The organism is Bradyrhizobium agreste (assembly GCF_016031625.1).
GTDB classification, from domain to species: domain Bacteria; phylum Pseudomonadota; class Alphaproteobacteria; order Rhizobiales; family Xanthobacteraceae; genus Bradyrhizobium; species Bradyrhizobium agreste.
Window position 1 is genome coordinate 54,694 of the sequence record NZ_JACCHP010000005.1, and the last position, 22,739, is coordinate 77,432.

General features: G+C 63.1%; 24 protein-coding genes and 1 tRNA gene. 15 read left to right on the top strand and 10 right to left on the bottom strand.

Features of this window, described 5'->3' with window-relative positions:
• Positions 1 to 66: 66 nt before the first annotated feature.
• Both HZZ13_RS08760 and HZZ13_RS08765 read right to left on the bottom strand, forming a co-directional pair.
• Positions 67 to 1,092: a Bug family tripartite tricarboxylate transporter substrate binding protein gene (locus HZZ13_RS08760; protein WP_311972613.1), complete on the bottom strand. Its 1,026-nt coding sequence runs from the start codon at positions 1,090 to 1,092 to the stop codon at positions 67 to 69.
• A gap of 216 nt (positions 1,093 to 1,308) precedes the next feature.
• Positions 1,309 to 1,794 carry an outer membrane protein assembly factor BamE gene (locus HZZ13_RS08765; RefSeq protein WP_197959238.1) on the bottom strand — a complete coding sequence of 162 codons (486 nt, stop codon included), beginning with the start codon at positions 1,792 to 1,794 and terminating at the stop codon, positions 1,309 to 1,311.
• 98 nt (positions 1,795 to 1,892) lie between these two features.
• On the opposite strand from HZZ13_RS08765, the gene HZZ13_RS08770 reads away from it, so the two are divergent.
• From HZZ13_RS08770 to HZZ13_RS08800, 7 genes are all read left to right on the top strand, one after another.
• The gene (locus HZZ13_RS08770) at positions 1,893 to 2,444 is read left to right on the top strand and encodes a ubiquinol-cytochrome C chaperone family protein (protein ID WP_197959239.1); all 552 of its coding nucleotides are present in this window, start codon (positions 1,893 to 1,895) and stop codon (positions 2,442 to 2,444) included.
• Positions 2,441 to 3,004 carry a YceD family protein gene (locus HZZ13_RS08775; protein WP_197959240.1) on the top strand — a complete coding sequence of 188 codons (564 nt, stop codon included), beginning with the start codon at positions 2,441 to 2,443 and terminating at the stop codon, positions 3,002 to 3,004. Before HZZ13_RS08770 ends, HZZ13_RS08775 begins: the two co-directional genes overlap by 4 nt.
• Positions 3,005 to 3,302: 298 nt before the next feature.
• The gene (plsX, locus tag HZZ13_RS08780; protein WP_197959241.1) at positions 3,303 to 4,364 is read left to right on the top strand and encodes a phosphate acyltransferase PlsX; all 1,062 of its coding nucleotides are present in this window, start codon (positions 3,303 to 3,305) and stop codon (positions 4,362 to 4,364) included.
• Positions 4,361 to 5,341, top strand: coding sequence for a beta-ketoacyl-ACP synthase III (locus HZZ13_RS08785; RefSeq protein WP_197959242.1), 981 nt, complete (start codon positions 4,361 to 4,363; stop codon positions 5,339 to 5,341). Before plsX ends, HZZ13_RS08785 begins: the two co-directional genes overlap by 4 nt.
• Before the next feature lie 131 nt (positions 5,342 to 5,472).
• On the top strand, positions 5,473 to 5,814 hold the full coding sequence (locus HZZ13_RS08790) for an integration host factor subunit alpha (RefSeq protein ID WP_025036680.1): 342 nt from the start codon (positions 5,473 to 5,475) through the stop codon (positions 5,812 to 5,814).
• A gap of 24 nt (positions 5,815 to 5,838) precedes the next feature.
• Positions 5,839 to 6,411 (top strand): MerR family transcriptional regulator, encoded by a 573-nt coding sequence (locus HZZ13_RS08795; RefSeq protein WP_197959243.1) that lies wholly within the window; start codon positions 5,839 to 5,841, stop codon positions 6,409 to 6,411.
• 112 nt (positions 6,412 to 6,523) lie between these two features.
• Positions 6,524 to 6,601, top strand: a tRNA-Pro gene (locus tag HZZ13_RS08800).
• 115 nt (positions 6,602 to 6,716) lie between these two features.
• On the opposite strand, the gene HZZ13_RS08805 is transcribed toward HZZ13_RS08800, so the two are convergent.
• Together HZZ13_RS08805 and HZZ13_RS08810 are read right to left on the bottom strand one after the other, a co-directional pair.
• Positions 6,717 to 7,304: a hypothetical protein gene (locus HZZ13_RS08805; protein WP_197959244.1), complete on the bottom strand. Its 588-nt coding sequence runs from the start codon at positions 7,302 to 7,304 to the stop codon at positions 6,717 to 6,719.
• Between the two features lie 25 nt (positions 7,305 to 7,329).
• On the bottom strand, positions 7,330 to 7,971 hold the full coding sequence (locus tag HZZ13_RS08810; RefSeq protein WP_246504354.1) for a tyrosine-type recombinase/integrase: 642 nt from the start codon (positions 7,969 to 7,971) through the stop codon (positions 7,330 to 7,332).
• Positions 7,972 to 8,796: 825 nt separating this feature from the next.
• Between HZZ13_RS08810 and HZZ13_RS08815 the strand changes: the two genes are divergently transcribed.
• A complete protein-coding gene (locus HZZ13_RS08815) occupies positions 8,797 to 9,714 on the top strand; it encodes a hypothetical protein (RefSeq protein ID WP_197959245.1) in 918 nt (305 codons plus the stop codon).
• A gap of 208 nt (positions 9,715 to 9,922) precedes the next feature.
• On the opposite strand, the gene HZZ13_RS08820 is transcribed toward HZZ13_RS08815, so the two are convergent.
• Positions 9,923 to 10,546: a TetR/AcrR family transcriptional regulator gene (locus HZZ13_RS08820; protein WP_311972614.1), complete on the bottom strand. Its 624-nt coding sequence runs from the start codon at positions 10,544 to 10,546 to the stop codon at positions 9,923 to 9,925.
• 114 nt (positions 10,547 to 10,660) lie between these two features.
• Here HZZ13_RS08820 and HZZ13_RS36725 point away from each other — a divergent pair, with 114 nt between their 5' ends.
• Complete coding sequence (locus tag HZZ13_RS36725) at positions 10,661 to 11,641, top strand: alpha/beta hydrolase fold domain-containing protein (RefSeq protein ID WP_311972615.1); 981 nt, start codon at positions 10,661 to 10,663, stop codon at positions 11,639 to 11,641.
• A 153-nt stretch (positions 11,642 to 11,794) separates the two neighbouring features.
• On the opposite strand, the gene HZZ13_RS08830 is transcribed toward HZZ13_RS36725, so the two are convergent.
• Complete coding sequence (locus HZZ13_RS08830; RefSeq protein ID WP_197959247.1) at positions 11,795 to 12,034, bottom strand: hypothetical protein; 240 nt, start codon at positions 12,032 to 12,034, stop codon at positions 11,795 to 11,797.
• Positions 12,035 to 12,512: 478 nt separating this feature from the next.
• On the opposite strand from HZZ13_RS08830, the gene HZZ13_RS08835 reads away from it, so the two are divergent.
• On the top strand, positions 12,513 to 13,484 hold the full coding sequence (locus tag HZZ13_RS08835) for an SDR family NAD(P)-dependent oxidoreductase (RefSeq protein WP_197959248.1): 972 nt from the start codon (positions 12,513 to 12,515) through the stop codon (positions 13,482 to 13,484).
• Positions 13,485 to 13,791: 307 nt separating this feature from the next.
• Positions 13,792 to 14,904 carry an alpha/beta hydrolase family protein gene (locus HZZ13_RS08840; protein WP_197959249.1) on the top strand — a complete coding sequence of 371 codons (1,113 nt, stop codon included), beginning with the start codon at positions 13,792 to 13,794 and terminating at the stop codon, positions 14,902 to 14,904.
• A gap of 15 nt (positions 14,905 to 14,919) precedes the next feature.
• On the opposite strand, the gene HZZ13_RS08845 is transcribed toward HZZ13_RS08840, so the two are convergent.
• On the bottom strand, positions 14,920 to 15,426 hold the full coding sequence (locus HZZ13_RS08845; protein ID WP_197959250.1) for a MarR family winged helix-turn-helix transcriptional regulator: 507 nt from the start codon (positions 15,424 to 15,426) through the stop codon (positions 14,920 to 14,922).
• 411 nt (positions 15,427 to 15,837) lie between these two features.
• On the opposite strand from HZZ13_RS08845, the gene HZZ13_RS08850 reads away from it, so the two are divergent.
• Positions 15,838 to 17,325, top strand: a complete 1,488-nt coding sequence (locus HZZ13_RS08850; protein WP_197959251.1) for a porin — start codon at positions 15,838 to 15,840, stop codon at positions 17,323 to 17,325.
• 374 nt (positions 17,326 to 17,699) lie between these two features.
• Here the strand turns inward: HZZ13_RS08850 and HZZ13_RS08855 are convergent, their stop codons facing one another.
• From HZZ13_RS08855 to HZZ13_RS08865, 3 genes are all read right to left on the bottom strand, one after another.
• A complete protein-coding gene (locus HZZ13_RS08855; protein ID WP_197959252.1) occupies positions 17,700 to 18,179 on the bottom strand; it encodes a GcrA family cell cycle regulator in 480 nt (159 codons plus the stop codon).
• Between the two features lie 75 nt (positions 18,180 to 18,254).
• Positions 18,255 to 18,452 carry a hypothetical protein gene (locus tag HZZ13_RS08860; RefSeq protein WP_024341172.1) on the bottom strand — a complete coding sequence of 66 codons (198 nt, stop codon included), beginning with the start codon at positions 18,450 to 18,452 and terminating at the stop codon, positions 18,255 to 18,257.
• A gap of 199 nt (positions 18,453 to 18,651) precedes the next feature.
• Positions 18,652 to 19,593, bottom strand: coding sequence for an acetamidase/formamidase family protein (locus HZZ13_RS08865; RefSeq protein WP_197959253.1), 942 nt, complete (start codon positions 19,591 to 19,593; stop codon positions 18,652 to 18,654).
• A 208-nt stretch (positions 19,594 to 19,801) separates the two neighbouring features.
• Between HZZ13_RS08865 and HZZ13_RS08870 the strand changes: the two genes are divergently transcribed.
• From HZZ13_RS08870 to HZZ13_RS08880, 3 genes are read left to right on the top strand one after another with little or no spacing between them, the layout of a single operon-like run.
• Positions 19,802 to 20,569: a YdcF family protein gene (locus tag HZZ13_RS08870; protein ID WP_197959484.1), complete on the top strand. Its 768-nt coding sequence runs from the start codon at positions 19,802 to 19,804 to the stop codon at positions 20,567 to 20,569.
• A gap of 55 nt (positions 20,570 to 20,624) precedes the next feature.
• A complete protein-coding gene (locus HZZ13_RS08875; RefSeq protein ID WP_197959254.1) occupies positions 20,625 to 21,407 on the top strand; it encodes a DUF169 domain-containing protein in 783 nt (260 codons plus the stop codon).
• Between the two features lie 9 nt (positions 21,408 to 21,416).
• Complete coding sequence (locus tag HZZ13_RS08880) at positions 21,417 to 22,595, top strand: saccharopine dehydrogenase family protein (RefSeq protein ID WP_197959255.1); 1,179 nt, start codon at positions 21,417 to 21,419, stop codon at positions 22,593 to 22,595.
• Positions 22,596 to 22,739: the final 144 nt, after the last annotated feature.

Here is a 22,739-nt window from a genome sequence, read left to right on the forward strand (position 1 = left end):
TGGGCCTTGCTGAGGAGGCCGTAGCGGGGCAGCGTTACACGCTGCGCCGCGTCGAGGACACGAAACCTACTGCACGTCCATCTGCAGGCCTTCCTTCTGGATGATGCCGGCGAATTTCTTCGTCTCGGCGTCCACGAAGGCGGCGAACTGCTCCGGCGTGCCGTAGTCGGCGCGGGCGCCCATCGCGGCGATCTGCTTCTTGACGTCCTCGCGCTCCAGCATCGCCTTGACCTGGAGATTGAGCGCATTGAGCACTTCGGGCGAGGCGCCCTTCGGCAGGAAGACGGCGAACCAGGAGGAGACGTCGAAGTTCGCCAGCTCCGGCGCGCTCTCGCGCATGGTCGGCAGGTCTTTCGCGAGGTCGCTGCGCTCGGGCGTGGTGACGCACAGACCGTTGAGCGTGCCGTTCTGCACCTGCGGCAGGCTCGGATAGAGGTTGTCGAACAGGATCTGGATGTCGCCGGCAAGGGCCGCCTGCAGCGCCGGGCCCGCGCCGCGGAACGGAATGTGCGTCATCTTCAGGCCGGTGAGCTGGAGGAACCAGGCGCCGGTGAGGTGAGGGCTCTGGCCGACGCCGGAGGAGGCGTAGCTGAGCTTGTCCGGATTGGCTTTCAGATACGCGATCAGCTCGGGAATCGTCTTGATGCCGGTCTTCGGATGCGCCGAGACGATGTTCGGGATCCTGATCATGTTCGAGACCGGCTGAAGCTGGTCCGGCTTGTAGCTGAGGTTCTTGAAGATGCTGTAGGCGATCGCGTTCGGGCCGGGGTTGCCGATCAGGATGGTGTGACCATCCGGCTTGGCGCGCACAGCCTCGGCGGTGCCGATCGTGCCGCCGCCGCCGGAGCGGTTCTCCACCACGGCCGACTGGCCCCAGGCGGTTTGCAGATGCGCGGCCAGGAGCCGGCCCATCACGTCGGTCGAGCCGCCGGCCGCGGCGGGCACGATGAGACGAACGTTTTCGGTGGGCTTCCAGCCGGCAAGGCTCGATCGCGGCAGGATCGCTGCGGCGGAAAGGCCGGCAGCACCGGCGAGCACACGACGGCGGGACAACAAAGTGTTCTGAAATGTGTTCTGAATTTTCTTGGGCACGAATCCACTCCTTGCTTCTTGCTTTGCGGGAAGCGTAGGGAACAGCACGTGCGACCGCAAGTCGCGCGCGATGACAAGTGCCGCGCAGCGGGCGGCACGACGACGCAGGCGCAAACTCATTTACCTTGCGATGGAATTAAGCGGCTCTGGAGGCTCGCTCGATGCGCGTACTCGACGCGCAGCGACAGGCCGCTTCGATCGAATCCTTCGACGGCCTCAGTTGAAGCTGAGCAGCTTGAACAGCGGTGTAAGGTAGCTCATCTCCTGACCCGACGTCGGCGTGGTGCGGCTGATGAAGTCGAAGATCTTGCCATCCTGAAGGCCGTAATTCGCCAGCCGGCGCACGCGCCGGCTCTTGTCGAAATAGACCGCAATGACGCGCTGATCGACCACCCTCTGGTTCATGAAGGCGACCGGGCGCTCCGAGCGCTGCGAGATGTAGTAGAACACTTCACCGTCGAGGGTCGCGACCGTCGACGGCGTGCCCATCACGATCAGCACCTGATCCTGGCTCGCCCCGATCGGAATCTGCTCGAGCGCGCCGGGCGGCAGGATGTAGCCCTTCTGGAACTGCTCGCCGGTGCAGGCCGCAAGTGCCACGCCGACCACGGCGGTGGCCGCGAGCATGCGTAGGCCGCGCCAGCAGGCGTGAAGGCCGCGCCGCATGTCCGCGCGCGGGCTGATCTCGTTCGTTGTCGTCATAGCGGAACTGATTCCGTCCCCTTGCGTCGCGCGAGGCGCTGAAGTACCGGGCTGGGCGTCTGAATGCAACTCGCGCGCGCCCGCTTGCGGAAACCACAATGCTTTGGCCGTTCAATCACTTCAGGAAACCCCGGCGAACCCCGCCAGGCACCATTGAGGTCATCTATGGCATGATCGTGACGCAGGCGCGAGAACCCATATTTTACCGGGACTTGGGCGTGCCCGATACGGTTAACGGGCGCTTCGACCTGTTGCTGCTGCATCTGTGGCTGCTGCTGCGCCGCCTGCGCGCGGTTCAGGGCGCCACGGAGCTGTCCCAGGCGCTGTTCGACCGCTTCTGCGAGGACATGGACGACAATCTGCGCGAGATGGGGGTGGGCGACCAGACCGTGCCGAAGCGAATGCGGGCCTTCGGCGAGGCCTTCTACGGCCGCGTCCAGGCCTATGACCAGGCGATGGAAGCCGGCGGCGAGGCGCTGGCAGCGGCGATCTGCAAGAATATCTTGAATGGTACCGGCATGGACCAGGCGCGGCGGCTCGCGGCCTATGCGAGGGCCAGCGAGGCCGATCTTGGCCGGACCGACGAGGCCGCGCTGCTGCGCGCGTCCTTCAAGTTTCCCCCGGCGCTGCCAGAGGATGTCACGCCATGAGCCGACCAGATACCGAGCGCGATCCCTGGCGGGCGCCTGTCATCGTTGCGCAGATCCCGGATGCCGGGCTGCATCGCGATCTCGAGGCTTCGGTGGCCGAGAGGCAGGCGATGGCCGAGCTCGCGGGCCTGCGCGAGATCCTGTCCGCCCATGCCAGCTTCGATGTCGTGCCGAAAAGCGGCGGCCGGGTCCAGGTCATGGGCCTCGTCCGTGGCCGGATCGGCCAGACCTGTGTCGTCACGCTGGATCCGATCGAGAGCGAAATCGAGGAGGAGGTGGACCTGATGTTCGCCCCCGAAGCCGAGGCGCGCCGGCTGGCCGATCTGATCGAGGAGGCGCAGGACGACGAGGCGCTGCCCGAGGTTGCCGACCCGCCCGAGCCGATCACGGGCGGCATCATCGATCTCGGTCGCCTCGCCACCGACGTCCTGTTCCTGGCGATCGATCCCTATGCGCGCAAGCAGGGGGCCGTGTTCGAGGCGGAGGTCACCGCTCCCGACCCTGAAGACCATCCCTTCGCGGTGCTGAAGGCATTGCAGGACAAGAAGAAGGGCCGGTAGGGGCATTTTTCGCTCGCGACCGCCTTCCCAGGGCGCGAGCCATTTGCCTCGGTGGTTTGAGACAGCTGTTTATCTGTCTGATTTCAATGTATTCCTCGCGAAATCCGCGGCCGGTGGCCGGATCGCCCCGAATGCAAAAGGCTGGGGGCAAGAGGTTGTTTCGGGGGTACAAAACGCTATTGTCGCGCCCCGGTCCGGGTGCGGCGTGGCGCTTGGCCGGTCGTCATCCCGGTGGCGAACCCATTTTGCGGCCCCGCTGATTCCCAAGACCGCACCAGACCAGGTTTCCAGGACTTTCATGCCAAGCAAGGTTCGCATCGCGCTGGACGCCATGGGGGGCGATGTCGGCCCCGCGGTGGTCATTCCGGGTGCCGCGATCTCGCTTGGCCGGCATCGCGACACCGAGTTCCTGCTGGTCGGCGACCGGGCCAGGATCGAGCCCGAGCTCGACAAGCACCCGAATCTGAAAGCCGCCGCCAAAATCGTCCATACCGACGTCGCCGTCAGCATGGAGGACAAGCCGAGCCAGGCGCTGCGGCGCGGCCGCAAGACCTCCTCGATGTGGCTTGCCATCGATGCGGTCAAGAAGGGCGAGGCGGATGTCGCGATCTCCGCCGGCAATACCGGCGCGCTGATGGCGATGGCGCGCTTCCACCTGCGCACCCTGCCGGGGATCGACCGCCCGGCGATCTCCGCGATCTGGCCGACCCTGCGCGGGGAGTCCGTCGTGCTCGACCTCGGCGCCACCCTCGGCGGCGATGCCCACCATTTGGTCTCGATGGCAGTGATGGGCGCCGCCAAGGCGAGCGTGCTGTTCAACAAGACCCGGCCCACGGTCGGGCTGCTCAATATCGGCGCCGAGGAGATCAAGGGCCACGAGGAGATCCGCGAGGCCAGCGAGATCCTGCGGGCCCGGAACCTGCCGGAGCTGGATTATATCGGCTTCGTCGAGGGCGACGGCATCGGCAAGGGGCTCGCCGATGTGATCGTCACCGAAGGCTTCAGCGGCAACATCGCGCTGAAGGCGGCCGAGGGAACCGCACGGCAGATGGCGGAATTGCTCCGTCACGAGATGCAGCGGAGCTGGATGTCCAAGCTCGGCTACCTCTTCGCCCGCAGCGCCTTCCAGGCCCTGCGCGACAAGATGGACCCCAACAAGTCCAATGGCGGCGTGCTGCTGGGACTGAACGGGGTGGTGGTCAAGAGCCACGGCGGAACCAACGCCGAAGGCTTTGCCTATGCGATCGATGTTGGCTATGAGATGGCTCACTACGATCTCCTGAACAAGATCAATCAGATGCTCAACCGCGAGGGTGGTGCACTCAAATCCGTGCAGCCCGCGCCGGAGGATGTTTCGTGACTCAAATTCGTTCGGTCGTGCTCGGCTGCGGCTCGTATCTGCCGGAGCAGGTGGTGACCAACGCCCAATTGGCGGCGCGCATCGATACCTCCGACGAGTGGATCGTGCAGCGCACCGGCATTCGCGAGCGGCACATCGCGGCCGAGGGCGAGTTCACCTCGCATCTGGCGCTCAGGGCGGCGCAGGCCGCGCTCAACGACGCCGGCGTGGACGCGCAGTCGATCGAGCTGATCGTGCTGGCGACCTCGACGCCCGACAACACCTTCCCCGCGACCGCCGTCGCCGTGCAGCACGGGCTCGGCATCAATCATGGCGCGGCCTTCGATCTCCAGGCGGTGTGCTCGGGCTTCGTGTTCGCGCTTGCCACCGCCGACAATTTCCTGCGCACCGGCGCCTACAAGCGCGCGCTGGTGATCGGCGCGGAGACCTTCTCGCGCATCCTCGACTGGAACGATCGCGGCACCTGCGTGCTGTTCGGCGACGGCGCCGGCGCCGTGGTGCTGGAGGCGCAGGAGCAGCCCGGCCATGCCGCGACCGACCGCGGCATCGTGACCACTCACTTACGCTCCGACGGCCGCCACAAGGCCAAGCTGTTCGTCGACGGCGGGCCGTCCTCGACCCAGACCGTCGGCCATTTGCGCATGGAGGGCCGCGAGGTCTTCAAGCACGCGGTCGGCATGATAACCGACGTGATCGTCGACGCCTTCAAGGCGACCGGGCTCGATGCCGAAGGCATCGACTGGTTCGTTCCCCATCAGGCCAACAAGCGAATCATCGACGCCTCCGCGCACAAGCTGCACATCGCGCCGGAGAAGGTGGTGCTGACGGTGGACCGTCACGGCAACACCTCGGCGGCCTCGATCCCGCTGGCGCTCTCGGTGGCGCGCAAGGACGGTCGCATCAAGAAGGGCGACATGATCCTTCTGGAGGCCATGGGCGGCGGCTTCACCTGGGGTTCCGCGCTGGTGCGCTGGTAAGCCACATCGATAAAATTTTGCCGGAATCGCTGCCGATTATCGCTACCTCGCATTGATGTGCGGTGTTGACCGCACTATCGTAAGCTCATAATTTCAGACGAGAATTGTTCGCCGTGAGGTGGGGCAGGGCGATGAGCGAGACCAGCAAAACCGTAACGCGTGTCGACCTGTGCGAGGCCGTCTACCAGAAGGTGGGCCTGTCGCGCACGGAATCGTCCGCCTTCGTGGAACTCGTGCTGAAGGAGATCACCGACTGCCTGGAGAAGGGCGAGACGGTGAAATTGTCCTCGTTCGGGTCCTTCATGGTGCGCAAGAAGGGCCAGCGCATCGGCCGCAACCCCAAGACCGGCACCGAGGTGCCGATCTCGCCGCGCCGCGTCATGGTGTTCAAGCCGTCGGCGATCCTGAAGCAGCGGATCAACGCCCAGCACCGCACCAACGGCGACGCCACCAAGGCTCAAGAAGAGGCGTAACCGCCTTTCGGAAAGGACTGGCCTTTGGACAAGGCGCCGGATGCGTTCCGAACCATCAGCGAAGTAGCGCAGGAACTCGACATTCCGCAGCACGTGCTGCGGTTCTGGGAGACCCGCTTCTCCCAGATCAAGCCGATGAAGCGCAGCGGCGGCCGCCGCTATTACCGCCCCGACGACGTCGACCTGCTCAAGGGCATCCGCCGGCTGCTCTATGGCGAGGGCTACACCATCCGCGGGGTGCAGCGGATCCTGAAGGAGCACGGCGTCAAATCGGTGCAGGGCCTCGCCGACAGCGCGGCCGCGGTCTCGTTCGGCGCCATCGAGGACGCCATCGGCGCGAGCCTGATGGAGCCCGAGGACGAGGTCCCCATCAAGGGCGTCACCGACACCGACGATGACGACTACCAGGGCGATGAGGAGGAAGGCATCGACTTCCGCTTCACCGAGATCGACGACGAGGAGATCCTCACCACCTTCCGCAAGGGCGGCGCCGCACCCGCCGGCCCCAGCGCGCTCGACCGGGAGCGCCTGGGGCGGGCACTTGCCGACCTCGTCGCCTGCAGGGAAATGCTGGACCAGGCCCTGAAGGACGGCTAGGGGCGGGCCCGCGGGCTTTCCGGGCAGTTCCGGGGGCTTTGGGCGCGGACACACCAAAATGGTGTGACCTCGCCTTGCGCAAAGCGGCGATCCTAGCTAATGGAACGGCATTCGGAGCGTGGCGCAGCCCGGTTAGCGCACTAGTCTGGGAGACTAGGGGTCGGAGGTTCAAATCCTCTCGCTCCGACCAAATTTCCTCAATAAAATCAAAGTTGTTCTAGGGCGGTTGGTTTGCAGCCTACCGCCCGTTTGCAGATAGTTTGCAAATTCCGTTCACTCCCTGTTTCTCTTGGGCGACCCCTCAGTTAGTGAACGGGCAACTTGGAAGCATCTTCCACAATTGCAGTGAGACGAGTCAGCACTTCATGAGCGGCTGAGCTCGGAGAAATAGGCTGCCCGTCCGACGAAGTCGGCGGATCATATTTATCGCCGCGATCCCACACCGGCACGAGTCGAACACTCGCCGCTTTCAGTTCGACAAATTTGCTTTTCTGTGGGTCTTGGCCGCCCAGTGCCGTGACTTGAAGGGTCCCGCCCGGACCGAGGGTCCCATCAAAGCGCCAAGCCCCTGGTCCCACCCCTAATGCCACAGAGGCGGGCTCCCTATCAGTGATAGGCTCTAGGCCGTGCAAATCTGCGTTCCGGGCGTGATGGGTGTATCGCAAGATCGGCTTGGTTCGGCGAGCATGACGCATTTCGCTCCACCACCGATAACTTTCGGGCTCACCCTTGGCCCCTTGTTCTAGCTTTGAATAAACGCGTTGTGCGGCTGTGAGAAGATCCGACCATGCTAGTTCGATTTCGGTCAACTTCGTCGCCGTATCCATGGCATGAACGGCCGACTTTGCTTGTCCCAGTGCAACCTCAGCCTGCTGAAGCGCGATCGCTTTCATCCCACCTCTGATCTCAATGACCCATTCAAGACTGCCCAGCTCTGTCGCGGTAGTCCTCAAGTTTTTGGATAGCATTCGCCGCCAGCACGCCGCGCCTGGCAAGATAGGTATCAATGATCTTTTGTGCCTTATCCACAGTCCAGGTCATCGCCTCGGCGAGCTCCGGCGCCGTCGCCCCAGCCTCAGCTAGCAACGTCGCCGCGGTGCCTCGGTTGTCGTGGAAGTTTAGGTCACCGGCGCCAACGGCGTCCGAGTCCTCGCGCCAATGATCATTGAAGTATCGCTTGGTGTAGGCCTTGCCGGTGGGTGTCAACATCACTAGGGCGCCAACGCGGGGCAGGGTATCGAGATGCGCCTTCAGCTCCCGGGTAGCCGGAATCCAAAGCATCTTGCCGGTCTTGCTAGATCGGATTTGCACGCGTTGCCCATCGTATCGCGTCCAGGCGAACTTGCGAACGTCGCTGGCGCGCATAGCGGTGTTTCGGACCAGGATCATGGCGGTCACCATCGCAGGCCGCGCGGTCTTGATGAACTGCTGCTGTAGCTCCTCCGACCACGTCTTATCGGCCCGGTCGCTCTTGTAGAGCCGGTGGAAGGTCGGAATTGGGTGATGCTTGATCCGGCGCTGCTCTTTCGCGAACGACAGCACGCGGCATAGAGCCGACATGAGATTGTCTGCCGATCGGCGCGAGGTCTTGCCTAGCTCCTGGTGCCATGCGAGGGCGTCCGCTGCGAATGCGTCGGCGTCGTCCGCATTGTTGAACGTGTCCTCTGGGACCGTGCCCCACTTCTGCTCAATGCGCTTGAGCTTCCAGGGATACTGCTTGCGAAATTACGGTGACAGTGCACTCAACTGACCTAACGCGCGGCGCTGTATCGTGTCGCAGGGCTTTGCGTCGACCCAAATGAGTGCACACGGTAATCGTAGTGGCACGATCTTGGGTTCGTCGCAGGTGCGGGAACGATCGCAGTCGGCGGTGCTGCGTCGAACTAGCCTCACGTTGAAATAGGCCAGGACTGTTACTAAGCGACCGAAACACTGCGTCAGTCGCCCCGCTGAGAAGAACTCTTTGGGACAGAAACAAATCGCCCAAAAATTCCATCGTGAAATCATCAGGATAGGGCCATCAGTCAGGTTCATAAGGTCATCCGCACTTTTTTGCGTAAAGTGCAAGTGTGAGCGGTCACTCAGTAAGCCATTGTTTTACCACTCGAAACTGATTCTGTTTTGAAGCCCATTGCGAAAATTTGACAAGGCCGTCAAATCAAACGGTGACGGTCCGGCGAAGGTCCAAGAAATTGATTGGAGGACCATGCCGTGCGTCGAATGCCTAAATTGAAAGTGAAAGTACCAGGAGCTTCTGTTAGCGCCGACGGCACAATCGGAATTATTGGGGCCATCACCCGTCTTAGTGGTCTTATGCCTTGTCTGTCACTTTGCAGCCGTTCGTATGGCTCCGTTTCTTTTCAATTGAGTGTGGGGGATCAATAGATGCTCACTGTCTCTGCACTGATCGATGAATACATGACGGATCAAACTTCCAAATATCATGCACTCAGCTATCGCGTTCGCCTGAATAACGCTCGGTATCTCTCAAGGATTAGAGCAGATCGTGGCAATCAGGTTGTGAGTGGAATAACCCGTCGCATGTTGGGCTACTGGTATAAACGTTGGTCCGAGAAGGGCGAGACTTCTGGACGGATTTTTATTTCTCAACTTCGCGCCATAGCGTTTCACGGTGTTTTGCAGCGAGACGATTCTGATTGTTACCGCCTCGTACGAATACTGGATACCTTTGAACTTCCTTCCAGACCCGCGCGCGACGTTCGTCTTACGTTTGCTCACGCTGAAGCAATAATCGAAAGAGCTCATTTTTGCGGATGGTGTTCGATGGCGATTGGTCAAGCCTTCCAGTACGAACTGCTCATGAAGCAAAAGGATGTCATTGGGGAGTGGGTCCCTGCCGAAGCATTCAAAGGAGCTAGCGATGTTTGTCACGATGGCAAGTGTTGGACCTCAGGAATTCGATGGGAAGAAATCGACGACCAATTTATCCTCAGGCACCCGACGAAGAGCCGCGAGCGTCATATCAATGTTGACCTGAAACGTGCTCCGCTAGTCATGCAAGAACTGCGAACCTGGGCCCACCCAACGAAGGTCGGTCCCTTGCTGCGCAAAGAATATCCTAGCAATGGTCCAGTTCTTATCTGCGACGTAACTGGCCTGCCATGGATTGCCTCCGAATATAGGAGAAAGTGGCGAATACTGGCCGACGGGGCCGGGGTTCCCAAAACCGTAAAGAACATGGACAGTCGCGCGGGCGCAAAGGTCATTTCAATAGCAGGCCGCGACATCCGCGTGTTCGAGCGGCACCGACCCGGTTCGCTCGATTTAGTTGGAGTCCGTTAAATCACAGCTTGAAAAGGCGCGCGCTTGCTCCACGACGGCATTCTATTTGGGGGTGGCGCATTTGTGCATGCTGGGCTCTGCCTTCTTGTTTTATGCATGACGCGACGAATCGAGTTCGTCATGAGTAGATCTCTACTTTCTTTGAAGGGCTCAGCCCGCTGCCAGGCTGAGTCACCCTGAATAGGTGCGCCATCACCGCAATTTCCATCTACCTCAAATACCCCACCACCATCCTTGTCGTCTCGTCCACCAGCACCTTCACCATCTTCTCCGACAGCATCTCGGCGCCGTTCAGCACCGTGTTGTGCGCGATGGCTTCGATCGTGCTCACGCACATGAACGCTGCGAGCGCGGGGTCGATCTTGCGCATGTCCTTGCGGTGGCGTTCGAGATAGGCGCGCACGAGGGCGTGGATTTCGTGGCTGTAGGCCTCGACCTCGGCAAGGTGGCCGGAGCGGGGGATCTGCTCGGCGAGGATGCGGTGCAGGTCGGGGTCGATGTGATGGGCCTCGATCGCGACCGTGACGAGGCGGCGCACGGCTTTCTCGATCGGCAGGTCGGCAACCTCCGCGAAGGCAGCGCGGACGAGCCTCATGATCGCCTCGTTGTGACGGTCGATCACGGCGGCGACGAGCGCCTCCTTGCTGGGAAAATATTGATAGAGCGAGCCGACGCTGACGCCGGCGACGTCCGCGATGCGGTTGGTGCTGGCCTTCTCAAAGCCTTCCCTGACCAGAATGCGAGCAGTTGCCTCGACCAGCGCCTCGACCGTGGCGCGGGATCGCTGCTGCGAGGCTTTTTTCCGGGGTGTTGTCGGCGGTTTGCGGGCCACGGTCTTGTGATCTGAATGCGAGTGGAAAAAGCGAGTGAATGCTCGCATTATATCGACAAGTGGCGGCGGGTCGGCAAGCCTCTTCGTCGCCAGGTCGAAACAGGTGGAGGGGATGTGGCGATAAGCGTTGCAAGACTTGTATCGGCGTTTCAGTTCTGCCCGGGTGCTTGCGTATTCGGTGCGCGGGCCTCGCGCGATCCCGCCCCGAGCCTGCAAAGCCGCGCCTTCAACCTGCTGCTGCGGCAGCTCCCTTACAAGGCCCAGCTCGCATCCGCCGAAGCGGTGCAGGCGCGTGTGCAGAAGCTGGCACTGGCGCCGGCCTCTCATGAGCCGATTGGACTGGGCCGCGATGTCGAGGTGACCCTGACCAAGATGGGGGGATGGCCGGTCTACTACACCGCGCCGTCCTCGGGCCACGAGGGCTGCAACTACGTCATGTTCCTGCATGGCGGCGGCTACATCAACGAGATCGTGCCGGCGCATTGGCGCTTCGTCGGCGAGATGACGCGCAAGGCGCGCGTCTCGTGCGTCGTGCCGATCTACCCGCTGGCGCCGCGCGCGACCGCCAAGGACGTCGTGCCGGCGACGGCCGAGCTGCTGCGCATGCTGCTGGAAGACGCAGGCGAGGCAAAGGTGACGGTGGTCGGCAATTCGGCTGGCGCTGGCCTTGCGCTCGCCGCCTGCCAATGGCTGCGCGATCGCGGTCATCGGCAGCCGAGCCGGATGCTGCTGATCTCGCCCGCGGCAGATGCATCGGTCAGCCGTCCGGAGCAGCTTGCGATCGCGGCGCGCGATCCGATCCAGGACATTCCGGGCATCGTCGAGGCGGCACGGCTCTATGCCGGCGAGCTCGATGTCGGCCATCCCTTCGTCAGCCCGCTCAACGGCGGCTTCCGCGCGCTGGCGCCGATGACGATCTTTTCAGGCACGCGCGATCTGCTCTATCCCGACAGCGTCGATCTTGCCGCAAGGGCGAGGGTGGTCGGCGTGCCGGTCGAGCTGCATCTGCTGCGCGAGCAACCGCACAACTTCGCGCTGATGCCGACGCCGGAAGGGCGGCGGGCGCGTGCGATCATCTTGCGTGAGGTGGCTTAGAAGGAAGGCGTGATCATTGTCACAGAGCGCAGTGCCGCGATCGGTCTGGCGCTGGCGGTGTCAGCACGGAGGGATAAGTGGCCCCCGGGGCGTTTCCTCTTGGATCGGTCGTCCTGGTATCCGTGGTCCTGATACCAGTAGTTTTGCGGGGCCTTAGGCGCGGCCCTTGATCTCATAGTGACCCGGCACGCATTTGTAGCGCTCGAGGCGCCAGTTCGCGTGATAGATCGGATGCTCGCCCATCCATTTCGCTAAGGGCGCCTGCGCACCGATCGCACACTGCATCATCGAAATCTCGGGCGTCATGTTGCTGTCGGTCACGATCTCCTCGACGCAACTGCCCAAGCTGGCTGCGCCAAGCCGGCAAAGTACGGCAACGACGGTCACGAACATTCCTATCACCTCGTCGGTTGTTTCTGACCACGAAGAGGATGCAAGCGGAGTGCCAGAGCCTGTGACATGCAAACAACACGCGGGCCTAGTCGACTCAACCCAGCGTCCACCCCCCTTTTGGCGATTCGGATTGTAAAAAAATTGCCATTAACCCGAAGCCGGACAAACACGGGGAACCCGCCGAAAAACACCTGGGGATGATCGATCGCCAGGGCCGCGCGGCCTATGAGCCACGTCATAACGCCTGCAGAGCATCACGCGCAGCAGCGCGCGGGCCACAGGCGCCCGGTAGCCGTGGCGCGTTCAACGTGGCGTAGCTCGAGTGGCGCGAATAGTCCGTCCGCCGAAATAGGGAAGGCGAAGATGCCGGCACACCGGCTTTTACCCGCGGATGTCGCGCTGCTACAGTTTTGTGCGCGCTGCGGTCAGCGGCGCCGCGACCAAGAAAGACACCGACAAGGGGAGGGACCGAAGTCCCATGAAGGATTTTGCTGGAAAGATCGCAGTCATCACCGGCGGCGGCACGGGAATGGGGCGTGAGCTCGCGCGGCAGCTCGTCGCCGAAGGCTGCAATGTCGCGATGTGCGACGTCTCGGAAGCGGCCATGGCCGAGACCAAGCGGCTGTGCGAGGCCGAGAAGCTGCCGCAGGGCCTGCGCGTCACGACGCACATCGCCGACGTGGCGATCGAGGATCACCTGAAGCGGTTTCGCGACGAGCTCGCCGAGCAGCAGAACACGGACAGGATCCACCTGCTGTTCAACAATGCCGGCATCGGCGGCGGCGGCAGCCTGTTCACCAACACCCGCGAGCAATGGGAGCGCACCTTCAACATCTGCTGGGGCGGCGTCTATCTCGGCGTCCGCACCTTCCTGCCGATGCTGGTCGCCGCGGACGAGGCCCACATCGTCAACACCGCGAGCGTCAACGGCTTTTGGGCCTCGATCGGCATGAACCAGGCGCACACCGCCTACAGCGCGGCCAAGTTCGCGGTGAAGGGATTTACCGAAGCGCTGATCAACGACCTTCGCCTGCACGCCCCGCACGTCAAATGCTCGGTGGTGATGCCGGGCCACATCGGCACGTCCATCGTTTCCAATTCGCGCAAGGTGCAGAGCGGCGACGGCTCGGAGCGGCTCAATGCCGACGAGGTGGCGCTGACCCGCAAGCGCATGGCCGCGGCCGGGGCGCCGGATGCCGACACGATGTCGGACGAGGACATCCAGGCCGCGTTCGCCGAGCGCGCCCGCAGCTTCCTGGAGGACGCGCCGACCACCGCCGCGCAGGCGGCGAAGATCATTCTCGACGGCGTCAAGGCCGAGCGGTGGCGCATCCTCGTCGGCGAGGATGCGAGGCGCCTCGACGAGCGCGTGCGCGCCACGCCGGAGCAGGCTTACGACCGTGCCTTCTACGAAAGTTTCACGCAGGAGGTCGGCTGGCGGCTCGGTTGAGGCCGTCTCCATGCACGAGGCGGACGCGCAGCCCGCCGCCACGGGTCAGACTGGTTCGTGCGCCCAGCGAGGCGCGGCAATATGGGTATGATGATCGTCATGGCAAGAGATGCCCGAGTAATTCTACGTGCCAGCTGCTGCCAATGTTCGGCGCGCACCATGAGCTCTTGGAAGCTCACGCATCCGTCGTGACCTGTTCAAGCGATGTTGATCTCAAATGCCTGTAATGGCGCGCACGGCGGCTTGGTGGGGGACCTGAAATGGTTTAGTCAAGCGAGGTAACGCGACGACCAGAGCGTAGCTCCCGATGATGCCCGCATGCCTCTCCGACGACTGGACCTTTTGCCCGGAACGAGAGGACATTTCAGCTGAGTTCACGCGGCTGCTCACGGCGGCCCAGGAGGGCGGCGCCACGATCGCGGAATGCCTGATGATCGCGCGGCAGCTCAAGCGCGGCGACGACCGCTCCTGGCATCGCGAGTGGAAGAAGCTGGCGCAGACCAATCGGCAGCGCGCGGAGGCCGCGTTCGCGGAGGGGCACCTCGCCAGCGCGCAGCGCAATTGGCTGCGCGCGATGAACTATTATGGTGCCGCAGCGATGCCGCTCGACCCCGCCGACGAGCGCCGCTGGGTCGCGGTGCTGGCGATGCAGGAATGTGCGCGCCGCTACCTCGCCGCGCGCAGCCCGGCAGGCGAGGTGGTGACGATACCCTGGCTCGACGGGCATTCGCTGCAGGGTTACTTTCTGCTTGCGCCATCCGGGAAGGAGCCCGCTCCGACCGTGATCTGCATCGGCGAGCCTGGCCACCGCAAGGAAGAATTTCTGTTCAAGCTCGTGCCGCACGCGCGCGAGCGCGGCTTCTCGATGCTGGCGCTCGACCTGTTCGGCGATCAGCGCGACGACTTTCTCGAGGCGCTATTGCGGCGCCAGGATCTCGAGAGCGCGATCCCCGGCGTCATGGATTATCTGGAGACGCGGCAGGACGTCGACTTCGCGCGCGTCGGGATCATCGCCGATGGCTGGGGCTCGTCCTTCGTGGCGCGCGCGGTCTTGCAGGAGCCGCGGCTTGCCGCCGCCGTCTGCGACGGCGGCCTGTGGGACCTGCACGAGCGAGCCTTCTTCGCCAGCCGATTCGCGATGAGTGACGTCAGCATCGTCCCGGTGCCACATGCGCCGCTGATGGCCTCCAGCGCCGATTGCCCCGTGCTGATCACGCTCGGCGAGGACGGCTGGCTCAAGGCCGATCGGGCGCGTCAGCTCGTCCGGAACTCCCGGCTCGGCAGCTCGGATGTCATGCTGAAAGTGTTCACCGCGGCGGAGACCGGCGCAGCGCAGGCCCATGCCGACAATCCCAGCCTTGCCAACGAGTACATCTTCGACTGGCTCGAATCGCGCCTCCGCGCCGCCAGGCGGATCTAGCAGCCTTCTCCCGGGTCAGAAGTCGAGACTGAGGCGGACGCAGGCCTTTTCGAGACGGGTCTTCAGTGTCGCGAGCTTGGTGGTGAATTCCGTCAGCTCGGCCTCGTCGAACTCCTGAAAGACGAATTCCTTGATGGTCTTGTACTGCTCGTTGAGGCTTGCCAGGTGCTTCTGCGTCTTCTCGGTCAGGGATAGCCGGACCACGCGCGCGTCGGTCGGCGAGGGGCGGCGGCGCAACAGCCCCTTCTTTTCCAGCAGCTTGGACTGGGTGGTGACGAAGGACGGATCGACGTGGAGGAGCTTGGACACGACGTTGACCGGAATACCGTCGTCCTTGTCGAGGTCGGAGATGGCCATCAGGATCAGCCATTGCGGGCCGCTGATGCCGAGCGTCCTCGCCCAGAACTGACGCAGCTCCTCGAGATACATGTTGATCGACGATATCTCCCAGGTGAAGCGCCTGATGATATCCAGGTTGCCGATGGTGCGCAGGCGCGCTCCTTCCTTCCTCGTCGCGGACACAGCGTCACTCCCGCAAGCTGATTCTCTTCCGATCGTTCATTTGCGGCGGGCATAGTCCACGCAACTCTGCTCTGACGCAAGTGCAGAGCAGGCTAATTTTGTCACGAAAACTACAAATATGATCGGATCAGCATTTTTCGCTCAGCCCCCGGCCTGTTGCGCCGGAGACACAGGACTCGTGAAACCATAAAGCTGATCTAATAAACTATTTTGATTAACGGAACGGCGCGGGCATATTGCGTGACGACGGTGGGGGGTTCTCGATCGTCCCGTTGCAGGTGGTTCGCTCACGTCCCTCGCGAATGCGGGTACGTCCGAAAACGCGAAGCGGCCGAGCGGATTGATGAAGAGACGGGGATCTGGGGGGCCTTACGGTCCGGTCTCCGTGAATGAGCAACTTGGAGGTTTTAAATGAAAGTGGTGAAGAGCCTTTTGCTCGGCACTGCGGCGGGATTGATCGCCGTTGGTGGAGCTCAGGCAGCCGATCTTCCCGTGAAGGCCAAGGCGGTCGAATACGTGAAGATCTGCTCGCTGTACGGCGCCGGATTCTACTACATGCCGGGCACCGATACCTGCATCAAGCTGGGTGGTTACGTCCGCGCCGACATGATCCTCGGCGGCGCAGGCGATTATAACTTCCAGCAGGGCGCCAACGCGGGGTCGAACAACCGTTTGACCAACTACTATTTCGGTCGCGCTCGTTTCGACTTCAACGTCGACACGCGCACGGCGACCGAGTATGGCGTGGTCCGCACCTATGCCGACGCGGTCTTCACGTGGGATACGCAAAGCGTCACCGGCAGCAACCCGTCGACCATTTCGGGCACGCCCAACACTTCGGCCACGCTCGGTCTGTACCATGCGTTCATCCAGTTCGCCGGCTTCACCTTCGGCCGCACGGTCTCGATCTTCGACGCACCGTGGCAGAGCTATCCGGCTGGCGGGCCCGACACCATTCCGGGCGGCAGCAATCACACCAACGGTGTGAACCAGGTCGCCTACACGGCCGATTTCGGCCAGGGCATCACTGCGTCGTTCGCGTTGCAGGATGAGACGTCCGCGACGAACGGCCAATCGAACCTCTGGAACGTATCTTCGGGTACGGCTGCCCAGTTCGTGACGGGCGTCTATGGTGCCAACTCCTGGGGCGGCACGCGTTCGCCCGACATCATCGGTGCGGTTCGTGTCGACCAGGCCTGGGGTCTCGCCCAGCTGTCGGTTGCCGCGCATGAGCTCCATACAGCCTATTACGGCGCGACTGAACTCACCGGTCATCCCTCCGACAAGTGGGGCTGGGCCGTGCAGGGCGCTTTGTCGATCAAGAACATCCCGACCGGCGCGGGTGACGTGATCAACCTGCAGGCTGTCTACACGGACGGTGCGACGCGCTATAACTTCCAGAGCCTGTTCCCGCAGAGCTTCTTCATGTTCAGCGGAAGCAGCAATGGCGCGTATCAGAGCACCGGGTTCGCCGGTCTCGCCGACGGCGTGTTCGGGACTGCTACCGGCATCGATACCGTCAAGACCTGGGGCCTCCGCGGTGGCTATACCCACAACTGGAGCCCGAACTGGGCCAGCGCCATCTACGGTGGTTATGCCCAGCTGAGGTACGGCACGACGGGCAAGGCCCTGATCTGCACCAACTTCGCGGCGATCGCGTTGGCCGGCGCGACCTGTAATCCGGACTTCAACTTCGCGGTGGTCGGTGTGAACACCGTGTGGACTCCGGTCAAGGGCCTCGCCTTCACTGCCGACTTGAGCTGGTCGCGTCTGGACCAGAAGTACTCTGGCTCCATCGCGAGCCCGGGCATTGCCACCGCTGCGAAGCCGGCGGCTGTGTACGAGCTGAAGGACCAGAACTCAGTCGCCATGATGCTGCGCGCTCAGCGCAACTTCTGATCCTCGATCGCGCAAAATCGATCGGAGAACCCCGGCGGGAAACCGCCGGGTTTTTTTCACGGGCAGTGGTTTCGAAAAACCGAATGGCCATTGCGGAACACGAAGGCGAGCCATGCGATTCGATGGCCTCAAATTTATTTACTTACTTGAGCTACTAAGCTATATAGCGCTCAGCCAGATACGAAAGTTGCGGCTCTTAGCTTCACGCTAAGCCTCCAGAAACCTCCGGCGATGCCCCGCCGGAGGTTTTTTGTCGTCGAGATGGGCACTAAAGCGCGATGAGATTTGGACGAATTGTCATCGCGCTTTAGGTCTTTGTTTGAGCATGATCTTTTCGGAAAACCGCTGCACACTTTTCCGGATCATGCTCTAGCTCAGCCGCGTATCGCGCGGGTGCGCATAGGCGGCCGGTAGGCGAGGCGGCTATGGCCGGCGCAATAGGGCTGGCCGTCCGGTGCCATGTTGCCGCAGAAGCAGAAATCGTCTGCCCCCGGCGTCGAGATCGGCCAGCGGCAGCGATTCTCGGACAGCTCCAGCAGCGAGCAGCGGTTGGCCTCGTCGATCGGGCCTGCAAGTACCGGCGCATCGGTCTCGCCATAGAGCGTGGCGAGCATCTCGTATTGCAGCCGCGGCACCGCCTTGCGCATCCGCGCCGGCGCCAAGCCTTTGTCCTGGCCCTTGCGGTCGTCGACCGTCCGGCCGCGCGTCAGATTGAGCCGCGACAATTTCCCGATCACCGCGTTGCGGCTGACGCCGATGTCGGCGGCGATCTCGCGACAGGAGAGGCCGGCCTCGAAGTGCTGCTTCAGGAGTTCGATTCGTTCGTCGGTCCAGGTCGGTGAGAGAACAGGCATTTGTCGGCGATCCCAGGTTGCAGATGTCGGCCATCCGCCGGCTCGAGACCCATCCGCTTCACGCACCGCGTGCGCTCACGTCCTGCCATTGTCGCGGATCGACAGAAGACCGTCCTTGATGGCGAGACGGATGCCTTCCTCGATCAAGGTACGTGCGACGCCGGGAACGCTGGTGCCGTGGGTGCCCTGTCTCACCAGCTTCTCCAGATACGCGATGGTCGAGAGCGCCAGGGTTACGGGAATGCGGTCAGTCTCGGCTTTTTCGGTGGCCATGGCCCGAACGCTAGCCTCTTACTCGGGTACATAAAAGTAACGATTAAGAGTCTATTTAGGTTCGGGGGTGGAAGTCAAATCGCGCCAAAGCAGTGGCTCACCTGGTTGGAATCGCTTGGGAATTGGACGCGCCGCGGCGCGCCGCGGGGAAGTCCGCGCGGCCGCGGGAGGTTGGCAGGTTAGGGAAGGGCGCGGCGGCTCAGCCGTGCACGATCGCCTTTTCGATCATGCAATGGATGCCTTTGGCGCCGTTGACGGTTTGGGTCACCCGGAGATCGGCCGCGAGGCTGCACAGCGTGTAGGCATCCTCGCGTGACAGATTTCGCGTTTCGCCGAGCAGCGCGATCATGTCGCGCAGCGCGCGCACCACGCATTGGTCGAGATCGGGGTCCATCGCCATGGTCATGTAATGCGTCGGCGTCTCGGCGCGGGGGTAATCGAGCTTCAGGTCCTTGCGCAGCGTCAGGCGGAAGCGGCCCTGCAGCGCGGTCTCGATCGCGGTGACGCAGACCTCGCCGTCGCCCTGCACGCCATGGCCGTCGCCGCAGGAGAACATCGCCCCCGGCACGAACACCGGCAGGTACAGCGTCGCGCCGGCTCCCAACTCCTTGTTGTCGAGATTGCCGCCCATCGCGCGCGGGATCAGCGAGGAGATGCGGCCCCAGGCTGGCGGCGGCGATACGCCCATCACGCCGAAGAACGGCTTCAGCGGCAGGTCGAGACCCCACGGCATACGGCCGACCATCCGCGTCCGGTCGAGCGGGATGTTCAGGATCCGCGTCTCGTGGAAATCGTCGGGCAGGGTGCCGGCCAGCGGCTTGATCATGTTCCAGCCCCAGTCCTGCCGGAGCTGGACGTCGAGGATCTCGACCGCGAGCACGTCGCCGGGCTCTGCGCCCTCGATCGCGATCGGACCGGTGAGGATGTGGCCGGGCAGCATGCGTTCGTTTGTGGCATGAACCCGGTGCATCTCGGGCGGAATATGAAACTTGTCGCCATCAGGCAGCATGTCGGGACCGCCGCTGATGGTGTCGACTGTCACCTCGTCGCCGCTCTTGACGGTGAGGACGGGCTTGAGTGCGGCTTCGAAGAAGCCCCAATGGCAGGTTTCCGGGCTGGAATGCAGGTGATGATGGGTCATGTGCCGCGTCCGCTTCCGTTTCATCAGCGCGGGCTTGACCCGGCGATCGATCCTCTTTCAAGAAGATTTCTGAAGATGGCGGGCCCGGTCAAGCCCCGCACAGACAGGCAAGGTCAGACAACAAGTCAGACAGGCCAAGTCATTCAGGCCAGGTGATTTCAGCGAGGCTCCCCTGTTTTTCGTTCTTTCCAAGACCCTCGGTACCGCGCTGCTGCCGATCAACCTTCTGGTCGAGCTCGGAATTGTGGCTGTGGTGCTGATGGCGACGCGCTTTGCCGCCTTTGGCCGCAGGCTTGCCATCACCACGCTGGTGCTGCTGGCGCTCGCGGCGTTTTCGCCGCTCGGCAATCTCCTGATCTACCCGCTGGAGTCGCGCTTCCCGGCGTGGGACGCCTCGCGCGGCGCGCCCGACGGCATCATCGTGCTCGGCGGCTCGGTCGACACCGATCTGTCGGCGGCGCATCGCACGCCGGTCGTCGCGCACGCGGCCGATCGTCTGTTCGCGCCGGCCGAGCTGGCGCGCCGCTATCCCAATGCGCGCATCGTCTTCACCGGAGGCTCCGCGAACCTGGTGTCGAACGAGGCCAGGGAGGCCGACTATTCCGCGCCGATCCTGGAGAATCTCGGCATCGCGAAGGACCGCCTGATCCTCGAACGTAGCTCCCGCAACACCTGGGAGAATGCGATCTTCACCAAACAGCTGGTATCGCCAAAACCCGGCGAGCGCTGGCTGCTGGTGACGTCGGCCTATCACATGCCGCGCTCGATGGGGATCTTCCGCAAGGCTGGATTTGACGTCGAAGCCTATCCGGTCGACTGGCGGATGGGGGGACGGGAGGATCTGTTCTCCTTCACTAATATGGGCGCGGACGGCTTGGGACGAACCGAAGTTGCGGTGCGCGAGTGGATCGGTCTTACCGCTTACCGCCTGATGGGCAGGACCGCCGAGTTGCTTCCGGGACCCGCCAAGGACTAGAACGAAGCCGCAAAACAAGAATACGCGGCGCACCATCGCCAGCGCGGAGGAAGCCATGCAGCAGCAGAGTGCAGACAGGATCGATCTCGCCGGCCTGGTCACGGATATCAACAGCCTGTTGCGGCTGAAGACGAATGTGATTGGCATGAAGTTGTTCGCGAGCGTCACAGAGATGGAGGCGATCCCGAAGATCCGCCGCCCGAACGCAGTTCACACCACCGACCAGATCGTCAGCATGGCCGCGCGCCTGGGCTGGACTGTCGGCATCACCGCCGACGATCTCGTAGGCAGCCAATGCCGCGCGGTGATCGGTCTCAGCCCCCAGGACGAGAAATGGCTCGCCGGCGAAAACTATGTCGGGGTCTGGCATGGTACGGCGGAAGACGCGCGCAAGCGCCAGGAGGCCCTAGACGTGGTTCCGTTCGGGCAATATCAGGCGCTCGCCGTCAGCCCGCTCGCGAGCGGCCGGCTCGATCCGCCCGACATCTGCCTCGTCTATGCGACGCCGGGGCAGATGATCATCCTCATCAACGGGCTGCAATATACCGGCTACAAAAAGTTCGAATGGAGCGTGGTCGGCGAGACCGCCTGCGCGGATTCCTGGGGGCGGGCGCTCAAGACCGGGGAGCCCAGCCTGTCCTTGCCATGCTATGCCGAACGGCGCTATGGCGGCGTGCCGGACGAGGAGATGCTGATGGCCTTGAAGCCCTCGCATCTCGCCAAGGCAATTGAAGGCATGAAGGCGCTGGCGAAGAACGGCCTGCGCTACCCGATCCCGCCCTATGGTATTCAAAGCGACGTCCGCGCCGGCATGGGCGTGAGTTACGCGAAGAAGTAAAGGCCGATCATGAGCTCTGCGAAATTCGACATCGTCGTCTACGGCGCGACCGGTTTCACCGGCCAGCTCGTCGCCGAATATCTGGCGGCGCATTACAAGGACGACAAGGCGCTCACATGGGCGATGGCGGGACGCAGCCTCGACAAGCTGAAATCGGTGCGAGATGCGATCGGCGCGGCCGCCGATACGCCGTTGATCACGGCGGATGCGTCGGATGCGGCATCGCTGAAGGCAATGGTGGCGCAGACCAAATCGGTGATCACGACGGTCGGTCCTTACCAGTTCTACGGCGAGGATCTGCTCGCTGCCTGCGTCGCTGCGGGTGTGGATTATTTCGATCTCTGCGGCGAGCCGGTCTGGATGCGGCAGATGATCGACAAGTACGAGGCGGCAGCCAAGGCGAGCGGCGCGCGCATCGTGTTCTCCTGCGGCTATGATTCCGTGCCGTTCGAGCTCGGCACCTTCTTCGTGCAGGAAGAGGCAAAGCGTGTGTTCGGCGCGCCTGTAGCCCGCGTGAAAGGCCGCGTCCGCGACATGCGCGGCACGCTGTCAGGCGGCACCGCGGCAAGCGCGAAGGCGACCTTCGATGCCGTCGCTAAGGACCTCAGCCTCGTTGCCATCCTCAACGACCACTTCGCGCTGACGCCTGATTTCACCGGCCCGAAGCAGCCCAAGGGCAACAGGGCGGTGTTCGAGGAGGACCTGCAATCCTGGGCCGCGCCATTCATGATGGCGCTGATCAACACCCGCAACGTCCATCGCTCCAACATGCTGATGGGTTTTCCCTACGGGAAGGACTTCGTCTACGACGAGATGGTCCTGACCGGCCCCGGCGAGAAGGGCGAGGCCAACGCCAAGCGCGTGATGGCGGCCAATGCCGAGAAGACCGGGCCGAACGCGCCGAAGCCGGGCGAGGGGCCCTCGAAACAGGAGCGGGAGAACGGCCTGTTCAATCTGCTCTATGTCGCGATCGCCCCCGACGGCCGCATGGTCCGCGCCGGCGTCACCGGCGACCGCGATCCCGGCTACGGCTCGACCTCCAAGATGATCTCCGAATGCGCGATCTGCCTGCTGCGCGATGCGAGCGACGTCAAGGGCGGAATCTGGACGCCGGGCGCGGCAATGCAGCACAAGCTGATCAAGCGGCTGCAGGACAATGCGGGGCTGACGTTCAAGGTGGAGAAGTAGGCACCTCCTTCGCCTCGCCCCGCTTGCGGGGAGAGGCCGACGCGCGCAGCGCGGCGGGTGAGGGGGCTCTCCGCGAGTCCAACGCTCACCATTTTTGCGGAAGCGCCCCTCACCCCAACCCTCTCCCCGTAAGAACGGGGAGAG